The organism is Maritimibacter sp. (assembly GCF_016774595.1).
Classification (GTDB): domain Bacteria; phylum Pseudomonadota; class Alphaproteobacteria; order Rhodobacterales; family Rhodobacteraceae; genus Maritimibacter; species Maritimibacter alkaliphilus.
Map to the genome: position 1 here is coordinate 179,599 of NZ_JACBWT010000004.1, position 20,303 is coordinate 199,901.

The following is a 20,303-nucleotide window of genomic DNA, read 5'->3' on the forward strand; positions in this document are numbered from 1 at the left end:
TGCAGAAATTTTCCACATCTATTCTTAGCTATCTAATTTTTTTTGTCAAGCTAGGCCGGCGGCGTCATCGCTGCAGCCAGCCTGCGAGACAGCGGTGCAGAAAGGGAAGGATCAACCCAGTGGACAATCCTGTCAGGCACAGGGCAACCAGAAAAAGTACGGCCGGTGTAGGCACGCCTTTTAGTAGGCTGCGCGAGGCGTATACGAGTAGCACAAGCGGCGGGTAGACCGCGAGCATACTAATGGCCCAACGTTTCCAGAAAGGCGGAGTTCTCGGGGTCGATGTTGCGCGCGTTTCGGCCACGTCTGTTCCTTTGTATCAGCATCGGTAGAAGTCATTCGGTCGGCCGGGCGCAAGAACCGCGCCCGGCCTTTCTCAGGCACTGGTCTCTTTCTGTGGGCCACCGCCGCGCATCAGCAGGGCGTAACGTCCGGCGAATGCGAGGATCACCAGAATCCCGCCCAACGCCACGAGCGTGAAAGGCATCACGGCGGCGGCCGCAGCCAATGTCAGCACCAGTCGTTCCACGCGCCCCAGCGGCAACCCGATTGAGCCTTCCACCGACACCGCGATCGCCAGCGTGGCCAGCACCCCGCCAGACACCGCGATGACATTGAACAGCGGATCCGACAGCAAAAGCAGACCGGGGTTGAACACGAAGGCGAAGGGCAGAAGGAAACCGACGACTGCCAGCCGCACCGCCGAAAACGCGATCTTGAATGGATCCTCGTCCGCGATCGCCGCGGCCGCGAGAGCCGCGACTGCGATCGGCGGTGTCAGCGCCGACAACACGGCGTAGTAGAGCAGGAACATATGGCTCTGGAGGATCGGGAATCCGAGTTTTGCCAGCGCCGGCCCCACCAGAACGGCGGCGAGGATGTAGGCACTGGGCGTCGGCATTCCGAGGCCGAGAATGATCGTCACGATGGCCGCGATCACCAGTGTCACACCGGGCTGGCCATTACTGATCGTCAGGATCACGTTGGCCGCTTTCATGCCGAGACCGGTCATCGACAGGCCGCCGATCACCAGGCCGGCGGCCGCACAGGCACCCGCGACCGGCAGAATCCGCAGCGTGGTCTCGCCGAGCCCTTCGACGATTTGCCAGGGCCGCAAGCGTGTCGCCTTCGTCAGCATGGAGGCAACGACGGCACCGACGACGCCGGCGCCTGCGGTGAAAGTGGGTGAATAGCCTGCGACCAGCGCCGCGACGATCCCCGCGATGGGGATCAGGAAGACCCAGCCGGTGCGGAAGGTCTCTTTCGCCGTCGGAATCTCGTCGTCCGAGGGGCGCAGGTTGAGACGAACCGCTCGCAGGTGCACCTGTGTGAAGACGCCCATATAATATAGAAGCGCGGGGACCAGCGCGGCGAAGACCACCTGCTGGTAGGCCACGCCGGTGTATTCGGCGAGGATGAAGGCAGCAGACCCCATGATCGGCGGCATGGCACTGCCACCGGTGGAGGCCGCGACCTCGACCGCGGCGGCGAAGCGCGCGCGGTACCCCAACCGCTTCATGACCGGGATCGTGATTGAGCCGGTGGCCACCACGTCCGACGTAGGGCTGCCGGACATCGTGCCGTACAGGCCGGAAGAGATGACCGCGATCTTGGCGGGACCACCGCGCGACCGGCCAGTGACCAACGATGCGATGTTGAAGAAGAACTCTCCACCGCCGGCCTTCGACAGGAATGTCCCGAACATGACGAACAGGAAGACATAGCTCGCGACGACCTGGATCGGAACACCGAAGACGCCATCGGTCGTGAAGACGAGAATATCCAGAAGGTAGCTGAATTCATCTACGCCATGCCCGAAGGGAGGGGGCAGCAGGTAGCCGAACAAGTTGTAGACCAGAAAGAGCACGACGACACCGGTCAGACCGAGCCCGGTGGTGCGCCTGGTGGCCTCCAACGTTAGTAGTAGCAACGCGGTGCCGAAAAACAGCTGCGCCGGTGTGAAGGCATGCAGAAGGCTGATCCGGTCAGCAATAGCGCTCGCGTTTACGAAAAAGAATATCCCGCACGCCAAGCTCAGCGCCGACAGCGCCCAATCGTAGAGCGGGATGTGGTCCGGCGCACGAGGCGTGGCCCCGATTGCGCCGAACATGATCGTGTAGATGCCGCAGACGAAGAGAATCCCCAGGATGAGTGGATCCGAGATCGTGAACAGGTTCGCGTAGATGACCCAGGCCGCGAAAACCGCCGCGACGACGATCAACACTCGCTGCGAACCTGCCGCAAGCTTGCGCCTGCGGCCGGTGGCGACGAGAGAACCAATCACTTGATCAGCCCCGCTTCCTCATATGCCTTCGCGGCACCCGGGTGGAACTCGAGCACGCTGGGCGTGGCGAGAAGCTCGGGCGAAAGTTGCTTCATCGAGCTGTGCACGGCGCGCACTTCGTCGATGTTTTTCACCAGCGAGCTTGCCAACGAGTAGGCGGTCTCTTCGGACATGGAGTCATTGGCCACGAGCAGCGCGCCGAGCGCGGAAGTGGTCACATCCGCTTCCTGGTTCGAGTAGCTACTGGCCGGGATGGTCATCGTGCCGGTGCCGAATTCCTCATTGGTGGCCGTGACCACGTCTTCCGGAACTTCGAGCAGAATGACGTCGTTGTTCTCGTCCACCGAGCGGAACGACGAGTGGTTGATGAAGATCCCGTTCGTGATCATGTCGAGACGACCATCCTGAATCAGGTCCGCCTGCTCGTTGGCACCCGCACGCACGAATTGCCCGCCGGCATCTGTGAGGCTTTCCTCGGTCACGCCCGCCTCTTCCAGCATGAACAACGCCACATTGGACGTGATGTTGCCCGAGCGGTTGATGCCGATGCGAAGCGCCGCGCCGCTGCCGGCGATGTCGTCGAGGCTGTCGATGTCGTACTCCTCGGCCACGGCCTTATCGAGGAAGAAGTGCATCGGCGCCCAGTTGTACATGTAGCCGATGGCACGCATGTTCTCGATGGGCTCAGCAAACGGCTCTCCGCCCTGGAGAGCGATCTGCGCTTCGGCGTCGTGCAACAGGCCCAAGTCGGTCCGGTCACTGCCAAGAAGACCGATGTTGGCGAAGCCGCCACCGGTCGCCTGATACGTGACGACAGAATCGCCGTCGTCGGCCTTGACGGCACGGTCGATGCCGGCACCCAGAAGCGACCACAGGCCACCCGGGTTGCCACCCGACAGGGTAAGGTTCACAGGATCGGCGGACACCGCCGTCGATGAGATCGCGAGGCCGAGCGTCGCGGCCAGAATCGAGTACTTCATGAGTCTCCTCCCTTAGTTTTGCATGAATCGCCTCCCAGCGATTCTCGGTTCGTGTCTCCATCCGGACGTGACCGCGGGCCGACCCGCCTGAACACGCGAGAATATTAGACGTCTACTTTCCTAGCTGCGATATTTTGCCACGTCAAGAAATTAGATATCTCAATTATAGCTTCAAACTATTGCTAGATTTCGCCCGACACCGCTCCCGTGATGGTTGCATAAACGCTCCCACACGGCCACTCAAATATGGTCAACCCAATCCGGACACGGTCGCGCCGACACCCCGGCGACGCCCGTCAAATCTTGGCCAGTGATCGGGTCGGCGGGACACGAAGTCCGCGCGCAGCACCATCTTTCTCATCTTGTTCGAGATTGCGGATGATGGTCGTCAAACCGTGTCGCAGGACCTTCACTTCGACTTCGCTTAACCCCTTGACCGCGATATCGTTGCTCTCCACCGCCATCGGCTCAAGCACGTCGCGCAATTCCCAGCCACGCTCGGTCAGAAAGGCATGCACGCGCCGCTTGTTATCGCCGACGTTGCGCCGTGCGATGAAGCCCTGCTCCTCCATCCGAAGAAGCGCGGTGTGGGTCGTGGGCTCCGTGAGGTTTGCGCGCTCGGCCAGTTCACGTTGCGACAGGCCGTCCGATTTCCAAAGAATGCGAAGGAAAATCCATTGCCCGAAGGTCACACCTTCGCTGGTCAGGCGCATCTGAAGCGAACGGTTGAAAGACCGCGCGGCGAGCCGGATGAGACGAGCGAGACGTTCTTCGTCGTAATCCGGGGCTCCGCCGGCCTTGGGGGCCGGCGTCTTACCCCCTGCCGAAATTTCATCGCTCATCGCAGATCAACCCCTTGATCGAAAATCCTCTTCCGGCCGGACCGGGCAGTGAAGCGCAGGATGGCCGTTCAGTCCGGGTCTGGCAAGTGCACGTTGCGAAACCGTGATTGACCCCTAAAGGAATGAGCATACCCGCTCATTCCTGCGTCATTCCTGCCGCCATTGCCTCGCTGTAGCCGGGACGCACGCGGACGTCGACCACCGCGACGGATCCACGGCCGACCGCGGCGATCGCCTCGGCAAATACCTCGCCCAAGTCTTCCATCCTGTCCACGGGACCGAAGGCCTCGGCCCCCTGGGCGCGCGCCATGGCGGCGATATCGATGTCCGGCTCGTCGATGGCCTGGCCTACGTGCTTGTTTTCGACGGGGCGGCCGCGGTCGCGGGCAACACGCTCCTGGTGGATTTCGTCGTTGAAGTAGGACCGGTTGTTGGCCACCACGATCAGCAAGGGCACCTCGTGATGCACGGCCGTCCATAGCGCCGTGCAGCCCATCAGGAAATCCCCGTCCCCCAGCACTGCAACCGGCAAACGCCCCTGCCCGCGCAGCGCCAAGGCAGAGCCGACCGCCATGCCGGGGCCAGAGCCGATGCCGGCACCGCCATCGTAGCCGAGGTAATCCAAGGGTGCCGCGAAGTCACATTTCTCGCCGTTCCAGCTGAGCGTCAACCGCAGGTAGCTGGGCTCATGCCCCCGCACCGCCAGGGCCAAGGCGTCTGCAAGGCTGTCGACTGAGATTTCGCCTTTCGCCCGTGGCTTGGGATCAGCGACCAAGAGCGCCTGTTCGCCCTGCTCCGCGACGTGACCGATGTCGCAAAGCGCTTTGACCACATCATCGGGGCGCGCCAATAGCGTGAAATCCGTGGCTGGCATCGCCTGGTGGTCCAGCGACCAACCGTTCTGAAGAAAGGGCTCGAGCGTCACGTTAACCACGCGGGTCGCGCCGGGCTTCAACCCGGCCTGATCCAGTGTCCCCGCAAGGTCGACCCAGTCGAAGGAAACGACAAGATCCGCGTCCGCGATCACCTTGCCCGCTTCGGGCGAGAGGAAGTAGCCCGGCGCTCCAGCATGCAGCGGATGGCGCGTCGGGAAGGCGGCCGCGACCTTGATGTCGGTCACCACCCTGGCGCCGAAGCGTTCGGCCAGCGCAACCCGGCGCTCCCAGTCTCGGCCATCGCGTGAAACCCGCCCCATCAGGAAAACCGGCGCCTCTGCGCCCTCGAGCATGTCCCACAACTTTTTCGCATCCGGCGCGGCAACAGCAGGAAGCTGCGGGGCCGCGTAGCGCGCCGGGTCGGGAAGCGCCGGCAGGACATCCAGCTTTTCTTCCTGAACGCTCACGTCGAAACAGACATAGGTGGGCGCCATCGGGGGCGTGGCCGTGATCGACGCGGCGCGCAGCATGGATGCCAGCGAGGCATCAAGCGAGGCCGGCTGGTCGTCCCACTTCACGTAAGGACGCACCACCGCCGCCTGGTCCCGCGAGGTATGCAACCAGTCGATCCACGGCCGCCGCTTGGCCGCATCGACCGGTCCGGTAGCGCCGTAGACAAGCATCGGTACCCGGTCGCACCAGGCGTTATATAGTGCCATCGCCGCATGCATGAGCCCCACGTTGGCGTGCAGGATCACGCCCAGGGGTTGCTCGGTCACCTTGGCCCAGCCGTGCGCGATCGCCACTGCGTGTTCTTCATGCAGGCACAGCAGCATCTTGGGATCACGGTTCCCCAAGTGGTTCACGATACTGTCGTGCAGACCGCGAAAGCTGGATCCCGGGTTCAGCGCGACGTAGGGCGTGCCCAGCTCACGCATCATCAATGCGATGGCATCGCTGCCGTATACGTCGGTGGTCTCGCAAGGAACCGGGCGGTCGATTTCGTCGCGCATCGGGCGATCCTCCTCGGGCGCGGGCTTCATTGACCGCCCAGGTTGATGTGAATGTTCTTTTCGTGGGTGAAGGACATCAGTTCGCCGATACCCTCCTCGCGCCCGATCCCCGACTGCTTCACACCGCCGAAGGGCGCGCCGAGGAAGTGGCGCCCCACCTCGTTGATCCAGACGAACCCGGCTTCGACCCGGTTCGCGGCCCGGTGCGCCGTGGAAAGATCGCGGCTCCAGATCGCGCACGTCAGCCCCACGTCGAGCCCGTTGACCTCCGACAGCATCTCGGCTTCGTCGGACCAACGTCGCACCGCCAGGACGGGACCGAAGATCTCTTCGCGGGCGATGGTCATCCCGGGGGTCACGTCGGCGAAGATCGTGGGCGCGATGAAGCAGCCGTCCTCGAGCGGCCCGTCCGTGACGGCATGGCCACCGGCCACGACACGGGCGCCTTCCTGCTTCGCGCTGTCGATGAAGCCCATGACCCGGTCGAAATGCGCCCTGCTGACCAGCGAGCCCATCGTGGTGCCTTCCTCGGTGGGAATGCCAGGCTTGAAGCGCTTTACCTTATCGGCCAGCCGCTCGACAACGGCGTCGTGCAACTCGTCGTGAAGGAACGCTCTGCTGGTCGAACCGCAGGATTGGCCGCACCAGCCGAAGTTCATCCCCGCGACGATCGCGTCCGCCACCTTGTCTGGATCACTGTCCGGATAGGCGATCAGAGCGTTCTTACCGCCAAGTTCCAGAAGTACCGGCTTTATCGTGTCGCTGGCGCCATGCATCACGGCCCGGCCCGCGCCCACCGATCCGATCAGGGTCACCTTGGCGACGTCCCGATGCGCAGCCAGACCAGCACCCGCTTCGGTGCCACCCGGCAGAACGGAAAAAACGCCAGCGGGCAGCAAGTCCTCGACGATTTCCGCCAGCCGCAGTGCCGAAAGCGGCGCCTGGACTGGCGGCTTGATGATAACCGCATTACCTGCCGCCAGCGGCGCGGCCATCTTGCCTCCACAGAACATGAACGGATGATTGAATGCGAGGATGCGCGCCACCACCCCCATCGGCTCTCGCGTGGTCATGTTCACCCGCTCGGGGCCCATCGGGATCGTGTCGCCCTTCATCTCGGTCACGAGGCCGGCGAAGAATTCCATTTGCGCGGCGGCGACGCCCGCGTCCCCTCGCATCTCGGTGTAAGGATTGCCACAGTTGGCCGCGTCGATCAGCGCCAACTCGTCGCCGTGTTCGCGCAGCCGCGCGGCGATTTCCTTGAGAATCCGGGCCCGCTCCAGCGGTGCGACATCGCGCCATTCGCGAAAGCCTGCATCCGCGGCAACCACGGCAGCATCGACGTCGGCCTGAGTGGCCACGGCGACGGGTGCCAAGGCCTTGCCGGTCGCCGGATTCACCGTGTCTTCGTAACCGCCCGCGCTCGGCTTGTGCCAGCGCCCACCGTAATAGAGATCACGGTGTTTCGGCAGCGATGCCTCGATATCGAGGCGCGATGACTCGCCCATCACAGGTCTCCTCCCCGTTTGTCGGGCGCGCGCCCTCTCCCAGAAGCCACGCCCATGAATTTGTCGTTTCGTGCCATATCGGCCGTCGGCGACGTCGCCACGACGTCTCTGCAGGTTCAGACCGCCATGTCGCTCAAGAGTTGCAGGAAACGCTTTCCGGACATCACTTCACGCAGAGGCAACTTGGCTTGCTCGGCGTCCAGTTCGGCGTCGTATGACAGCCCGCGCCCGTCCCAGAACCACCAGTAGACGATCTCGCCCTGCTTGTCGCGGATCGGCATACGGAAGGTAGGGAACGCGCTGTACGCCTCGGGCACGGCGACGTTTTCCACGAAACTGCACGCGGCGCCAGCCTGCGCCAGAGCCCGGTCGACCGGGATCATGGCCATGAACCGGGTCTCACCCGCGACCAGGGTACCAAGATCCGCGGGACGATCTTCGTGGAGCCCGTCCAGCGCGCGAACCACTGGCGGGTAACTCGGGTGCATGTGCGTGACCTGCACGTAAGCAAGTCCGCCGTCGGTGGTGATTTCCAGCACGTCTCCGGGCTTCAGTTCACTCATCTTGCACCCCTTTCAAAGGCTGTAGGCTTCTTGCGTCGACGGATGGAACAACTCGTCCACCGAAACGTGTCTCGGCGACAGTCCCTGCGCGTGGTGATAGCCGAGGAACTTCTCAAGCACGTGCGCATTGCCAACGACGCCGTATGTCCAGGGGTCCTGCCCCATCAGCGCCTGCGCCCGGTTCAGGTTATCCTCGACGAAGGGCATCGTGACCTTGGTCGCCGAGGTATCCTGCAGCGCGTCCTGCGCCAGCTTTTTCGATTCCGAGAATGCCTTGAGCAGAGCGCCGGGAAGCCAAGGGTGCTGGTCCGCCAGGGTGCGGCGCACTCCGAGCACATGCATGATCGGGAACACTTTGGTACGTCGGTAGAAATCTTCGGCAGCGCTCACGCTGTCGGAGAACAGCCGGCCCACGTGCGGATGCCCTTCGGCAAAGCAGCGCGGCCAGCGCGGACCGATGAACCCGTCGATCTCGCCCGCTTCCAGCATGCCGTTCAGGGTGGCACCCTCCGGCGCCGCCTCAACGGTCACATCTTCCGGCAGGTCGACCTTGATCTTCTCCGGACGGCCCGGCGTGTCCATGCCGCCGCGCACCCACGTGACATCCGACGGACGCACACCGAAGTCTTCCTCTAGGATGCCACGCACCCAGACGTTGGCCGAAAGCTGATATTCGGCGATGCCGATCCGCTTGCCCCTCAGGTCTTCCGGCTTCTCGATGCCTTTGTCGGTGCGGATGTAGACCGAGGTGTGGCGGAATGCCCGGCTCAGGAACACCGGGATCGCAACGTAGTGCGGGTCACCGCGTGCAACAGAGATGGAGTACGACGAAAGCGACAGTTCCGAAATGTCGAAGGCCTGGTGGCGGAAGGCGCGGAAGAACATCTCCTCGGGCGAAAGCAGCATCGGAACCGGGTCCACCCCGTCGATCTTGACGCGACCGTCGACGATGGCCCGGGTCCGGTCGTAGTTGCCCATGGCGAGGGAAAGGGTCAGGTCGCTCAAGGTGTCATCTCCTCCTTATAAATTCCGCATTGGCGCGTGAGTTCGGCCGCCACGCCGGTTTCGGCCGAGTGCAGGATTGCGTGGCAAACCTCGAGGCTCGCCCGCCCCCAACGCCCCGTCTGCGCCGGAGGTTTGTTGTGCCGCACCGCGGCCACCAGCGCATCGATCACTGTCTCGCGCGGGACAGTGCTCAGTGGCGTCTCCTCGAAGTGCCGCGCGAAGTCGCCGAAAACCTCCACACCGTCGGGAGTGAGGCGCAGGTCACCCCGGTCGCAGAGCACGATGACCGGGCCGAAATGTTCATGGTGACGCGCGGTCGGCGGGGCGTCTCCGGCGCCATAGGTCCGCGTGGTCTTGAGGCGAGCCTCCGCCTCGGCGTCGAGCCCCTCGAGCGCCCTACGGGCGCGGCCGTAGACTTCCGGTGACTTGTCGCCACCGAGTTCGGCCACATTGTTCATCCAGATGTCGCTGTCGAAGTGGGCGTATCCCGAATAGGTCAGAGTGGCGAAGGCGCCGCCATGGAAGTCCATGAGGGCGGAATAGGCGCCTTCCGTCGGACGCGTCGGGTCCCAGGCCCCTGTCATCGCCGAGACACTGCGCCCGAGTCCGCCGCAGAGTAACCGCACGATGTCGATCTGGTGGACGCCCTGGCTGAACAACACGCCACCGCCCTCTTCGGTGCGCAACTCTTCGGGTCGGCGGGGACGGTAGAGGAAATCCGTGTAGTTGAAGGCCTGCACCATCCGCACGGCGCCCAGCGCGCCGCTGTCGATCACCGCCCGCGCCTGCAGGACCGGCGCATCAAAGCTGTGACTTGGTCCCACGATCAAGTGGACTCCGGCGTCTTCGGCCGCATTCACCATCCGATCGGCATCGTCGAGCGTGACTGCCAGGGGCTTGTCGACGAGAATGTGTTTGCCATGACGCGCCGCAGCCTCGACGTGTTCGGCATGCATCTGATGCGGGGTCGCGACATAGATTGCTTCCACCTCCGGATCGGCGGCCATCGCTTCCACGTCCGAATACCCCGTGCCGCCGAACTCCGCCTCGAAGGCATCTCGGCTCTCGGCCCGCGGCGCGGCGCAGGCCACCAGTCGCACTCGCGTATCGGCGCGGAAGGTGGGCAGCATCAACATGAATGCGCGGCCCAGGCCCGCCACGCCGATGCGGACGGCGTCAGAGGTCAAGAACGAGTTCCCCCTCTTTGGCGCGCGACACGCAGATCATGATGTTTTCGGACTTCTCCTCGTCCATGAGCACCATGTCGCGATGGTCTACCTCGCCCGAGAGCAAGCGCGTCTTGCACGTGCCGCAAGTGCCGCTTTCGCACGAACTCACTGTTGCCACGCCCGCATCACGCAGCGCCTCGAGGATCGACCGATCCTCAGGAACCGTGACGCGCTTACCGGACTTTTCGAGCACAACGTCAAATGCCTTGTCGTCTTCGCGCACCACGTCAACCGGCTTGAAGTCTTCGAAGTTCACGCGCCCCTCCGGCCAGTGGCCGGAGATCGCCTCGATCTCCTCCATCAATGGCGCGGGCCCGCAGCAATAGACATGCATGTTCTTGGGCTCTTCGAAATGGTCCCAGAAATCGTAGACCTTCTCCGGGTCGCCTTCGTCGTGATGCACCAGAAGACGATCCCCGAAAGCTGCGCGCATCTCGTCGAGGTATGCCGTGTCCTCCGGGCTGCGCGTGCAGTAGATGATATTGAAGGGCTTGCCCTCGCGATCGAGTTGCTGCGCCATGGAGTAGATCGGCGTCACCCCGATCCCACCGGCGATCAGCAGATATTCGTTCGCCTCGCCCATGGGAAAATCATTCTCGGGCGGCTCGACACGCAGTTCCGTGCCGACGGTCGCCTCGTCGTGCATGGACGCAGATCCCCCACGCGATTCCGGCTCCCGCTTGACCGCGATCTTGTACACCTCCGGGGCGCTGCCATCATTGATCAGCGAATACCGGCGCATCGCCTTCGATGGCGTCTCTATCGTCACGTGCGCCCCGGGCTCGAACGTCGGCAGCTCGGCACCGTCCAACGGGGCGAGCGTGAATTCGCAAATCTGCTCGGTCAACGGCCGCCGAGCTTCGACGCGCATGGTCAGATCCGTCATGAACCACCTCCTTCAAGCGCTCCCGCCGAACCCCGCGTCATACGGATCGTGGGCGCCGGAGAACATATATTTAGATTGCTAATTTGTTGTCAAGAGTTATGGAAAAGTTGTTTCCGCCTATGTGTTCGCTTTTCAGTTGCTACCCTTTGACCTGAAAACGCTCTCCGCAAAACCCGGGCAAGTCCATATCACAGTGCTTCTGTGCCCGTGCGCACCATCACGAAGTCGAAGCGGGACGACCAGATGGCGTCATCGTCGATCGTGCGGTCGAACGGTGCGACGAGGGATCGTTTGAGGCCGAAGACGTTCACCCGGACGTCACGGTCGAATTCTCGACCCGCATTCCCTCGCAACCTCGCTCCGGCCCCGGCATCCTTCCTGCCGTCATTGAGAAGTTCCGGGGGGGGGGGATGCTCGTTGAGAACGGCTGATCCAACTGGATCTTCGCGCCATCGCGACACCTGAAATTGCCGAAGCCGTGCTTGCCGACGACAAGGACATGCTCCGCCAGACCCACGTTCTGCTGCACGTCACCGAACGCGTCATCTGGGCGAGCCTTTTCGAGATCCCAGCTCTGCCCGGGCTGCGGTCCCGCCCTCTGCTCACGTTCGAGAACTACACGATGTTCCTGCAGACGGTATCACGCGGACTAGGCATCGCGCTCGCGCCGGTCCAACTGATCAAAAACGACCTCGCCAAGGGTCGGCTGGTAACGGTTTCCGACATGGCGGTTAAGTCGCGTAGCGTCGGATACCTGGTCTACCAGCAGCAGATGGAGAACTACCCGCCGCTCGTCGCGTTTCGCGACTGGCTTCGGGAGACCATCGCGGACGACATCGCAAGGACGAATGGCGGGGGCGATCGGCAATGATCACGCGGCTCCGGCGAGGCCCTTCATGCGATTTGGGAATGAGTCGCGCATGTTCCGCCTGCGCTAGCGAAGTACGCTCGCCGCCTTTAATCGCCGCTCGCGCGCAGATACGGCAAGCTGCGCTACAACTGGAGCAACAGGATAGAAATCATGTCCGGCCGGCTCAAATAACGGAACCCCAAAAATTTCGCACTCATTTCTGATCAGTATCAGGAGTCAAGACCAGTCGGCTTGGTTGATGTTCGCTCCGTGACGGCGAGGATCGTGCTTAGTGCGTCGACGATGCCAGGGTGATAACATTGGTCTGTGCCGTAGGCGTCTCCTATTCGTTTTCTGAAGAGACGGCCGACAAGCCGATAGCACTTTCCAGCACGTCCGGCCGGCCGCGCAACTCATCGGTCGTGCCCGAGAAGACCATCTGACCCCGCTGCACTACCAATGCGCGGTCGCAGAAATCCAGAACGGTGGCCACGTGCTGCTCGACAAGGACGCAGCCGAGGCCTGTTTCCTCGACCATTTTCCGTACCGACTTCATGACGTCTTGCGCCAGGGTTGGCGAAAGACCTTCGAGCGGCTCGTCCAGCATTAAAAAGTCGGGCTTCGTCATGATTGCCCGTGCGATGGACAGCATTTGCTGTTCGCCGCCGCTGAGATCGGCGCCGAGATTCTGCATCCTCTCGCCAAGCCTGGGGAACAGTTTCACCGCCAGCTTGGTCCGATCGCGCTCGGCGCTGGCGACAATGAGGTTTTCGCGCACCGTAAGCGACCGGAACACGTCACGAGTCTGCGGCACGACCGCGACACCAAGTTGATTGCGTTGGTAGGCCGGCATGCCGGTTACGTCGACCCCGTAGATTTCGACCGTTCCGTGGTGGACTTTAGCGTCCCCCATCATGGCGCGCAGGATCGTGGTCTTTCCTGCCCCGTTGCGCCCGAGAATGCCCAGTTTCTCACCGGCGCTGAGCCGCACCGTGATACCTTCCACCGCAACAGTGCGACCATAGCCCGCATCAACGCTGTTCCATGCGATTTCCTTCGCCATCAGCTTGCCTCACCCAGATACATTGCCCGCACGTCCTCGTTCGCTGCGATTTCGTCCGGGGTTCCCGTGCAGAACACCCCGCCACTCACCAGAACGATGATGCGACGTGCAAAGCGGAATACGAGGTCCATGTCGTGCTCGATGAACAGGACCCCCAGCTCCGCTGGCAGGTTTTCGATCGCGTCCATGATGATGTGGCTTTCGCTTTGCGGAACACCCGCCGCCGGCTCATCCAACATGAGCACGCGCGGCTCCATGATCAGCGCGACGCCAAGCTCCACCAGTCGCTGCTCGCCGTAGGCAAGCAGGCTGACATCATTGTCCCGGCGATCTTGCAAACGCAGATCGGTCAACACGCGTTCGACGCTCTTCTCGATCAGGTCAGCGCTCCTACCCCCCCAGCCGAAACGATAGGTCATGCCGTTCTTCTGAATCGCGGCAACGCGCAGCGTGTCCGCTACAGTCATGCTGTGAAACAACCGCGTAATCTGAAATGTGCGGATCAACCCGCGATGGGCGCGCTGCCGTTGCGACAGCGCCGTGACCTTGCTCCCGTCGAGCATGACCTCGCCGCCCGTCGGGTCCAGCACACCGCTGATCAAGTTGACGAGCGTTGTCTTTCCCGCGCCGTTCGGTCCTATCAACGCCACCCGGTCGCCCGGGGCGATCGTCAGATCCACGTTGCGGGTAACCTGCAAGCCACCGAAGGATTTCGACAGGTTGCGTACTTCCAGAAGATTGTTCATGTCCGTGCCCCTTCGCGCAGACGGTTCACCGCGGCTTCGAGGCCACCGAACAGGCCCTTCGGCAGGAACAGGACGATCATGACAAGCATCGCCCCGATGAAGAGCATCCAGCGGACCGGATCGACCTCTGCCGCGTAATGGTGGATCATCATGAACACCAAGGCTCCCAGCAAGGCGCCCCAGAGGCGACCTGTTCCCCCCATGACGAGCATGACAAGAATCTCGGCGGAATACGTGACACTCAGCGTGTTCAGCCCGACCACCTGCACGGTCTGGGCCGATAGCGCCCCTGCCAAGCCGGCGATACCTCCGGAGAGGGTGTAAAGCGCGACCCTGTGGGCGAAAATACCCCCGCCGAGGGAGGACACGCGACCTCCGTCATCGCGCACCGCGCGGGCTGTCAGACCAAAGGGGGAGGCCGCGATGTGACGCAGAAGCAGGAAGACAAGCCACAGGACGACCGCCGCGTACCAAAAGGCGAGCCGCCCGTAAAAATCGAACTCGAACCTGCCGAAGAGCGGTTGCATCATGATGCCATAGAGCCCGTCATCCCCGCCGGTGACGGCACGCGACTTGTTGACGATCTCGTATATGATCTGCGTGATCGCGACGGTCATCATCAGGAAGGTCAGGCCGTGGGCACGCATCAGCATTAGTGCCGAGACCAGTGCGACGAGGCCGCCGGCAAGAATGCCTACCACAAGACCGGTCAACGGTTCGGCCCAGACATGCAGGGAATAGAGCGCAGCGGCGTAGGCCCCGGCACCGTACATGGCCGCATGGCCCAGCGTTGCAAGGCCCGCGAAGCCGACAACGAGATCGAGCGACAGGACGAGAAGCGCTGTGATCGCGATCTGGGCCAGAAACGCCTGTTGGTTAGGAAAGATCACGACCAGCGCCACGGCGACGATCGGTATGACCGCGGCGGCGCCAAGGGTTCGTTGGGTGTTTGTCATGGCGGGCCTAGGTCTTGGAGCTGCGCTGGAACAGGCCCTCGGGCCGCCAGCTCAGCACGATGAGCATGAGTGCATAGAGCGCGATGGTCGCGAATTCCGGGGCGAGGTATTTGCCTGCGGTTTCAACTGTCCCGAGCAGGATGGCGGCAACGAAGCTGCCCGCCATATTGCCCGGTCCGCCCACGGCGACGACCGCAAGGAAGAGCACGAGGTACTTCAGCGGATAATATGGCTCCACAGGCAAGAGCTCCGCGCCGGCGACCCCGCCTAGCCCGGCCAGCGCCGCGCCGATGGCGAATGCGGCGGCATAGACCCGGCGGGTGTTGATCCCCAGTTCACCCGCGGCACGCGGGTTATCCACGGTCGCCCTCAGTTTGACGCCGAAACGCGTGCGCTCAAACAGAAGCCAGATCCCCGCGAGTGACAAGAGCCCCAAAACCAGGGGAACGAACCGCTGCGTCGGCATGCTGCGGAAACCGAGATCGGTCGATCCGCGAAGAAACTCCGGCAGACGGATCGGGACCAGGGAATTGCCAAAGATCATGCCCGACAGGGCGATCCCCATGAATACGAGGCCGATTGTCAACAGAACCTGGTCCAGCTCGGGCCGGGCATAGACGCGGCGCACGAGCGCGATTTCAAGGCCGAAGGCAATGATCCCCGCGACCGCCGCCGCGAGAATCAGCGCGAGGACGTAGGGTAGTCCTAGCGCAGTAACAAAGGTGGCGGCCGCATATCCCCCGACCATCGCGAACGTCCCGTGGGCAAGGTTCACGAACCGCATGAGGCCAAGAGTGACCGTAAGACCGACCGACACCATGAACAGGACGAGCCCGTACGAAATGCCGTCGATCAGGATGCTTGCGATGAGCGAGAGCATGCGACCGTTCCCTTAGTCCTGCACGCCGTAGTCAGGCTGTGCTTCGTAGGTCTTGATCTCGCGGTTCACGAGACGACCATTCTCTTCCTGCTCGACCACACGGATATACACGTTCTGGATGATATCCCGAGTTTCGGCATCGATCGTGATCGGGCCCCGCGGGCTTTCCCAGCTGGCTCCGGAGATGGCGGCGATGGCCGCGTCCGGGTCCGGCTGACCTTCGGTCGCGCGGATCATCTCGTAGAGCGCATGAGTGCCGTCGAAAGCCGATACCGTGGCTGGGTTCGGCTCTGCGTCCGGGAACAGCTCCGCGAGCTTTTCCTTGAACGCCTCGTTCTCAGGCGACTCGTGCGCAGCGGAGTAGAAGTAGCCGGTTTCAAGCCCGATAGCAGCCTCACCCAGTGATTGCAGGTCGACTTCTTGTGTCTCGGACGTACCGACGAAGGCGATCCCCGCGTCATCCAGACCGTTGTTTCGGTAAGCGTTGACGAAGCTGTATGTGGGCGGGCCGTAGGGCAGGAACACGAACAGCGCATCCGGCTCCTGCAACTGGATCGACTGCAGGTAGGGGCCGAAATCAGTCGTCGAAAGTGGCATGCGGATGGTCTCTAGCACCTCGCCACCTCCCGCTTCGAAGGCTTTCACGAAACTGGTTTCGGCATCCACGCCAGGGCCGTAATCGCTCACGGCCGTCACCACGGTACGGTATCCCTTTTCGAGCGCGTTCTGCGCCGTCGGGACGGACACTTGCGGAAGCGTGTTCGAAGTGCGCACGTAGTACGGCGATTGCGACACCACGGCCGAGGCCGACGCGTTGAAGATAACCGTAGGTATTTTCGCTTGGGCAGAGATGCCCGCTGCCGCAATGGCATTCGGCGTAAACACGAAGCCCGCCAAGTATTGCACTCCGTCACGCGCGACCAGTTCCTGCGCAAGGGCTCGCGCCCGCCCCGGATCAGGGGCTTGCAGGTCGCGGTAGATGAACTCGACCTCGATGTCTTCTGTTGGCTGCCCGTTCATGGCAACGTAGGTTTCCACGCCTTGCCGGAACGGTTCTCCGAACGAGCCTGAAAACGGACCCGAGAAGGGGCCGATCACGCCGACCTTGACGGTTTCGGCCATGAGTGGCGCTGTCGAAATGGCCGCCACTGCGGCGGCTAGTAGAAGTTTCGTGAGTTTCATGGGGTCCTCCCTTTCCAATATCCGGTTCGAGCGCATCTTTGCGCCCGCCGGTCCTATGCAGCGCCCCATCAAGGCAGCGGGACGCTGCTACGTCAGTAAGATGCTCGACGGTTGTCCTGCTTATAGGGGGCGGGTTGGACGGTGGCCCGGATGTTGATCTGCGGGTGTCCCGGGTTGCCCCATACGACTTCCACCTCATTGCCAATCTCGGCCTCGGCCACATCGATCGTGCAAAGCGAGAGCATTTCCCGAAAGAAATACGAGTAGCCGCGCGAGGTGGTCGTGCCGACGTCTTTGCCGTTCTTCAGAACCCGGTCGCAGTACATGAAGCCGCGCTGATCCCGCGGGATTTCCATCCAGTCGTAGGGCGTTTCCTTGCCGAAAAGCGAGGCGAAGACCTTAATCACGTCCTCAGGGTTCCAAACCAGGGTGCGGATCACCCTGCGTGGGTTGGCTTTTTCTTCGGCCAGCGCGTCGCGACCGATGAAATCGTGACCAAGGTGGATGCGATTGGCCCAGCCCAGTTCAACGGGGCTGCGATACCAGTCCGAAACCTTCTGACCCTCAAAGCTGCCCGCGACGTTGAAAGTCGAGGCGAAGGCAGGCATCGCCGAACGGAACTCTTCAAGATACCCGGCCATCTCCGGTTCAAAGATCGCTGGGAGGTAATCGGTCACGATGGTCGGGAAGCAGGCTTCGAGGTGGTTGATGAAAGCCGCACGCCCGCCAAGTTTGCGGATGCCGAATTCCTGGCCGGCCTCGAGGATCGCGTCGTAAACTTCCTGGCTTTTGTTGATGTCGCCTTGAAGCTCGAACCCGAGTTCACCGGCCATGCCCTGACGCAGTGCCACTACGTCGCAGCCAGCGATCTTGATGTGGCCGTTATACATGAACTTCACGTCGCGCAGCTTCTGTCCGCAGGCCTTTTCGACGACGTGGATCGCGTCGGGCCCCTGAACCTGAAAATTGAACCAGTCGTCGGCTTCAGACGTCGCGTTGTAGTCGCCGTGGCGCATCTTGTAGTCGACCCAGAAAGTGCCCCGGCCGAAATGCATGAACTCGTCCTCGCCCAGCCGCGTCAGGATGCCCTCGGCGATCAGCTTGCCATTCTCGTCGGTGTGAATGACGTGCTTGGACTGATTGAGCTCGAACTTCTCGAAGTTGTTAACCGAGGTGTCCGCGAACAGCTTGAGCGCGTCCGGGCCCCGGAACCGGCGCTCCCAAAGGAACGACCAGTCGCCTATGTAGCACCCTTCCTTCCAGGACATGCTTTCATCCTGCCAGTCGGTGTACTCGGGCTGGCCCCATCGCGTCGTGAAATAGCCTTCCGGCGTGCGCCTCAATGTATCTACTTGGTTCATCTCTTCTTCCTCCAGTTGACAGCAGGCACAGAATCTCCGTTCGCTTTCGACGAGGTCAAAGCGGTGGGGCGCGCCGGCGATTTCGGGTTATTATTTCCTGTTGGCTCTCTTCGCCTTCTCGGCAATCCAAGGAATGGGTTCGTCCTTCGCGCGCAACAGCTGAAGATATCGCGCCGCGCAGAAGGAATGTTCATGTGCCAGCCGTTCGGCCCGCGTGGCTTCGCCTTTCCGGATGCACTCCACGATCGCGCGGTGCTGCTCCTGCGCCATGATGAGCACCTTCTTCACCGCCGCATGGTTAAGCGAAAGCGATTCAACGAAAGCGTTCGGCGAACCGAATGGCAGCGCTTTTATCCGCTCCAGCGACATGGCCAGCATCTCGCTTTCCGACGCTTCCAGCAAAAGCCGGTGAAATTCATTATTGAGGTGGACGTACTCGGTCTGCTCGCTGTCGGTCGTAAGACGCCCCACGACATCATCGAGCTCCGTCACGACGCTCTCCATCACCTGAAGGTGCGAAGCAGAAACATCGGCTTCGGCAGCGAGACGGGCGGCCATGCCTTCCAGTATCCCGCGGATCTCGATCGCCTGGAACACATCCTGCTCCGTATACGATTTGACCTCGTAACCGCTTTTCTCGCGCTTCGCGAGGAGCCCCTCTTCGGCAAGCTGTGCCAAGGCGGCACGCGCGGGCGTACGCGACACACCGAAGCGCTCCACGATCAGCGGCTCTGACACCCGAGACCCAGGGGCGAGCGTTCCATCCACGATGAGCCCGCGCAGCCCGAGAAAGGCCGTGAGTGTCTGGGACTTTGTGTTTTCCGATTCGCTCAAGGCGGTCTCCTCCATATGCTTTTTCTTAAAGCATACAGAAGATAGTTCAAGTCATAACGTATACGTTTGCGCCATATTTGAGCTACAGATGGCGATAGTAACCGCATTACGTATACGTTCTGGCCTTGGCACCGCTCAGGGCATAAGGCTGGGTAAGAGCAATGAAAATGCAGGAAAAATGCTGAGCAGAAGCAATCTGACGAGGTCGGCGGCAAGGAAAGGCATCACACCTTTGAAGATCCCGACCAAACCGATCTCTCGGTCTATGGAGTTGATGACGTATACGTTCATACCCACAGGCGGTGAGATGAGACCGATCGAGACCGTCATGACGATAATGACCCCAAACCAGATCGGATCGAACCCCATCGCGATGACCGCAGGGTATACGATCGGGATGGTCAGGAGGACGATTGCGATTTCGTCCACGAAGGCGCCCAACAGCAGGTAACCCAGCAGAAGCAACGCCATGATCATCGCTGGCGCCATGTCGAGAGCGATAATGAAGCCGGTCAGATTCTGCGTGGTCCGAGTGATTGCAAGGAAATAGCCGAAAAGGAATGCACCGATTGCGATGGTGAAGATCGACGCCGTCGTGCGAAGGGCTTCGATCAGACATTCGCGAATGGCGGGGAAGTCCAGACGTCCCCGCAGTACGCCGATGATCATGGTACCGACCGCCCCAAGGGCCGCCGCCTCGGCTACGGTGACGATACCGAGATACATCGATCCGAAGACGAGCGAAAACAGCAAGAGCGTCGCCCAAACATCTCGTAGCGCCCTCATCCGCTCTCGCCGCTCGGTGCGCTGCGCAACGGGGAATGCCTCGGGTCGGCGAAACGACACGATCCAGATCGCGCAACTGTAGAGTGCAACCGCAAGCAGGCCCGGAAGAATCCCCGCAATGAAGAGCGTGGCGACATCCTGCTCCGTCAAGATTGCATAGACCAGCATCGCGACGGACGGTGGAATGATGATGCCGAGGGTGCCGCCGGCGGCGATGCTGCCCGCGGCAAAACTCGCTTCGTATCCTTCCCTGCGCATCTCCGGCATGGCTATTTTCGTCATGGTCGCGGCGGTTGCGAGGGATGAACCATTGATGGCGGCAAACCCTGCGCAGGCAAGGATCGCCGAGACGGCGAGTCCTCCACGCCGATGTCCGACGAAGACACGGCTCACCCGAAATTGTCAATCGGCGTTGAAGTTTGACCCCCTTTCGGCGTCCATGTTTGGATGCCCCCTTCGA

Annotated in this window: 20 protein-coding genes; 1 reads left to right on the forward strand and 19 read right to left on the reverse strand. The window is 62.0% G+C overall.

Annotation, left to right across the window (positions count from 1 at the left end):
• Nucleotides 1–64: 64 nt before the first annotated feature.
• The 11 genes from HOY44_RS22740 to HOY44_RS22560 form a co-directional block, all read right to left on the reverse strand.
• Nucleotides 65–304 carry a putative antibiotic biosynthesis monooxygenase gene (locus HOY44_RS22740; protein ID WP_502710715.1) on the reverse strand — a complete coding sequence of 80 codons (240 nt, stop codon included), beginning with the start codon at nucleotides 302–304 and terminating at the stop codon, nucleotides 65–67.
• 72 nt (nucleotides 305–376) lie between these two features.
• Nucleotides 377–2,224, reverse strand: coding sequence for a TRAP transporter permease (locus tag HOY44_RS22515; protein ID WP_235888905.1), 1,848 nt, complete (start codon nucleotides 2,222–2,224; stop codon nucleotides 377–379).
• Nucleotides 2,225–2,280: 56 nt separating this feature from the next.
• Nucleotides 2,281–3,264 carry a TAXI family TRAP transporter solute-binding subunit gene (locus tag HOY44_RS22520; RefSeq protein WP_287438005.1) on the reverse strand — a complete coding sequence of 328 codons (984 nt, stop codon included), beginning with the start codon at nucleotides 3,262–3,264 and terminating at the stop codon, nucleotides 2,281–2,283.
• A gap of 296 nt (nucleotides 3,265–3,560) precedes the next feature.
• Nucleotides 3,561–4,106: a MarR family winged helix-turn-helix transcriptional regulator gene (locus HOY44_RS22525; RefSeq protein WP_287438006.1), complete on the reverse strand. Its 546-nt coding sequence runs from the start codon at nucleotides 4,104–4,106 to the stop codon at nucleotides 3,561–3,563.
• Between the two features lie 136 nt (nucleotides 4,107–4,242).
• Complete coding sequence (locus HOY44_RS22530) at nucleotides 4,243–5,994, reverse strand: thiamine pyrophosphate-binding protein (protein ID WP_138421443.1); 1,752 nt, start codon at nucleotides 5,992–5,994, stop codon at nucleotides 4,243–4,245.
• A gap of 26 nt (nucleotides 5,995–6,020) precedes the next feature.
• Nucleotides 6,021–7,502 (reverse strand): aldehyde dehydrogenase family protein, encoded by a 1,482-nt coding sequence (locus HOY44_RS22535; RefSeq protein WP_138421442.1) that lies wholly within the window; start codon nucleotides 7,500–7,502, stop codon nucleotides 6,021–6,023.
• 116 nt (nucleotides 7,503–7,618) lie between these two features.
• Nucleotides 7,619–8,065 (reverse strand): hypothetical protein, encoded by a 447-nt coding sequence (locus HOY44_RS22540; RefSeq protein WP_161349836.1) that lies wholly within the window; start codon nucleotides 8,063–8,065, stop codon nucleotides 7,619–7,621.
• Nucleotides 8,066–8,077: 12 nt separating this feature from the next.
• Entirely contained in the window at nucleotides 8,078–9,070 is a 993-nt protein-coding gene (locus HOY44_RS22545) for an ABC transporter substrate-binding protein (RefSeq protein WP_287438007.1), read from the reverse strand.
• Complete coding sequence (locus tag HOY44_RS22550; protein WP_287438008.1) at nucleotides 9,067–10,257, reverse strand: Gfo/Idh/MocA family oxidoreductase; 1,191 nt, start codon at nucleotides 10,255–10,257, stop codon at nucleotides 9,067–9,069. Before HOY44_RS22550 ends, HOY44_RS22545 begins: the two co-directional genes overlap by 4 nt.
• A complete protein-coding gene (locus HOY44_RS22555; protein WP_287438009.1) occupies nucleotides 10,247–11,185 on the reverse strand; it encodes a PDR/VanB family oxidoreductase in 939 nt (312 codons plus the stop codon). The genes HOY44_RS22550 and HOY44_RS22555 overlap by 11 nt, the downstream gene beginning before the upstream one ends.
• A 188-nt stretch (nucleotides 11,186–11,373) precedes the next feature.
• Complete coding sequence (locus HOY44_RS22560; RefSeq protein WP_268920892.1) at nucleotides 11,374–11,496, reverse strand: hypothetical protein; 123 nt, start codon at nucleotides 11,494–11,496, stop codon at nucleotides 11,374–11,376.
• A gap of 125 nt (nucleotides 11,497–11,621) precedes the next feature.
• Between HOY44_RS22560 and HOY44_RS22565 the strand changes: the two genes are divergently transcribed.
• The gene (locus HOY44_RS22565) at nucleotides 11,622–12,056 is read left to right on the forward strand and encodes a LysR substrate-binding domain-containing protein (RefSeq protein WP_268892718.1); all 435 of its coding nucleotides are present in this window, start codon (nucleotides 11,622–11,624) and stop codon (nucleotides 12,054–12,056) included.
• 322 nt (nucleotides 12,057–12,378) lie between these two features.
• Here HOY44_RS22565 and HOY44_RS22570 read toward each other — a convergent pair whose 3' ends face one another.
• From HOY44_RS22570 to HOY44_RS22605, 8 genes are all read right to left on the reverse strand, one after another.
• Complete coding sequence (locus tag HOY44_RS22570) at nucleotides 12,379–13,098, reverse strand: ABC transporter ATP-binding protein (protein ID WP_287438010.1); 720 nt, start codon at nucleotides 13,096–13,098, stop codon at nucleotides 12,379–12,381.
• The gene (locus tag HOY44_RS22575) at nucleotides 13,098–13,844 is read right to left on the reverse strand and encodes an ABC transporter ATP-binding protein (RefSeq protein WP_161349831.1); all 747 of its coding nucleotides are present in this window, start codon (nucleotides 13,842–13,844) and stop codon (nucleotides 13,098–13,100) included. The genes HOY44_RS22570 and HOY44_RS22575 overlap by 1 nt, the downstream gene beginning before the upstream one ends.
• Nucleotides 13,841–14,800 (reverse strand): branched-chain amino acid ABC transporter permease, encoded by a 960-nt coding sequence (locus HOY44_RS22580; RefSeq protein ID WP_138421436.1) that lies wholly within the window; start codon nucleotides 14,798–14,800, stop codon nucleotides 13,841–13,843. The genes HOY44_RS22575 and HOY44_RS22580 overlap by 4 nt, the downstream gene beginning before the upstream one ends.
• A 7-nt stretch (nucleotides 14,801–14,807) precedes the next feature.
• On the reverse strand, nucleotides 14,808–15,680 hold the full coding sequence (locus HOY44_RS22585; protein WP_138421435.1) for a branched-chain amino acid ABC transporter permease: 873 nt from the start codon (nucleotides 15,678–15,680) through the stop codon (nucleotides 14,808–14,810).
• Between the two features lie 12 nt (nucleotides 15,681–15,692).
• On the reverse strand, nucleotides 15,693–16,862 hold the full coding sequence (locus HOY44_RS22590; RefSeq protein WP_287438011.1) for an ABC transporter substrate-binding protein: 1,170 nt from the start codon (nucleotides 16,860–16,862) through the stop codon (nucleotides 15,693–15,695).
• A gap of 92 nt (nucleotides 16,863–16,954) precedes the next feature.
• Nucleotides 16,955–18,223 carry a glycine cleavage T C-terminal barrel domain-containing protein gene (locus HOY44_RS22595; RefSeq protein WP_161349830.1) on the reverse strand — a complete coding sequence of 423 codons (1,269 nt, stop codon included), beginning with the start codon at nucleotides 18,221–18,223 and terminating at the stop codon, nucleotides 16,955–16,957.
• 90 nt (nucleotides 18,224–18,313) lie between these two features.
• Nucleotides 18,314–19,057 carry a GntR family transcriptional regulator gene (locus HOY44_RS22600; protein ID WP_287438012.1) on the reverse strand — a complete coding sequence of 248 codons (744 nt, stop codon included), beginning with the start codon at nucleotides 19,055–19,057 and terminating at the stop codon, nucleotides 18,314–18,316.
• Nucleotides 19,058–19,192: 135 nt separating this feature from the next.
• Entirely contained in the window at nucleotides 19,193–20,236 is a 1,044-nt protein-coding gene (locus tag HOY44_RS22605; protein ID WP_287438013.1) for a TRAP transporter large permease, read from the reverse strand.
• Nucleotides 20,237–20,303 lie beyond the last annotated feature (67 nt).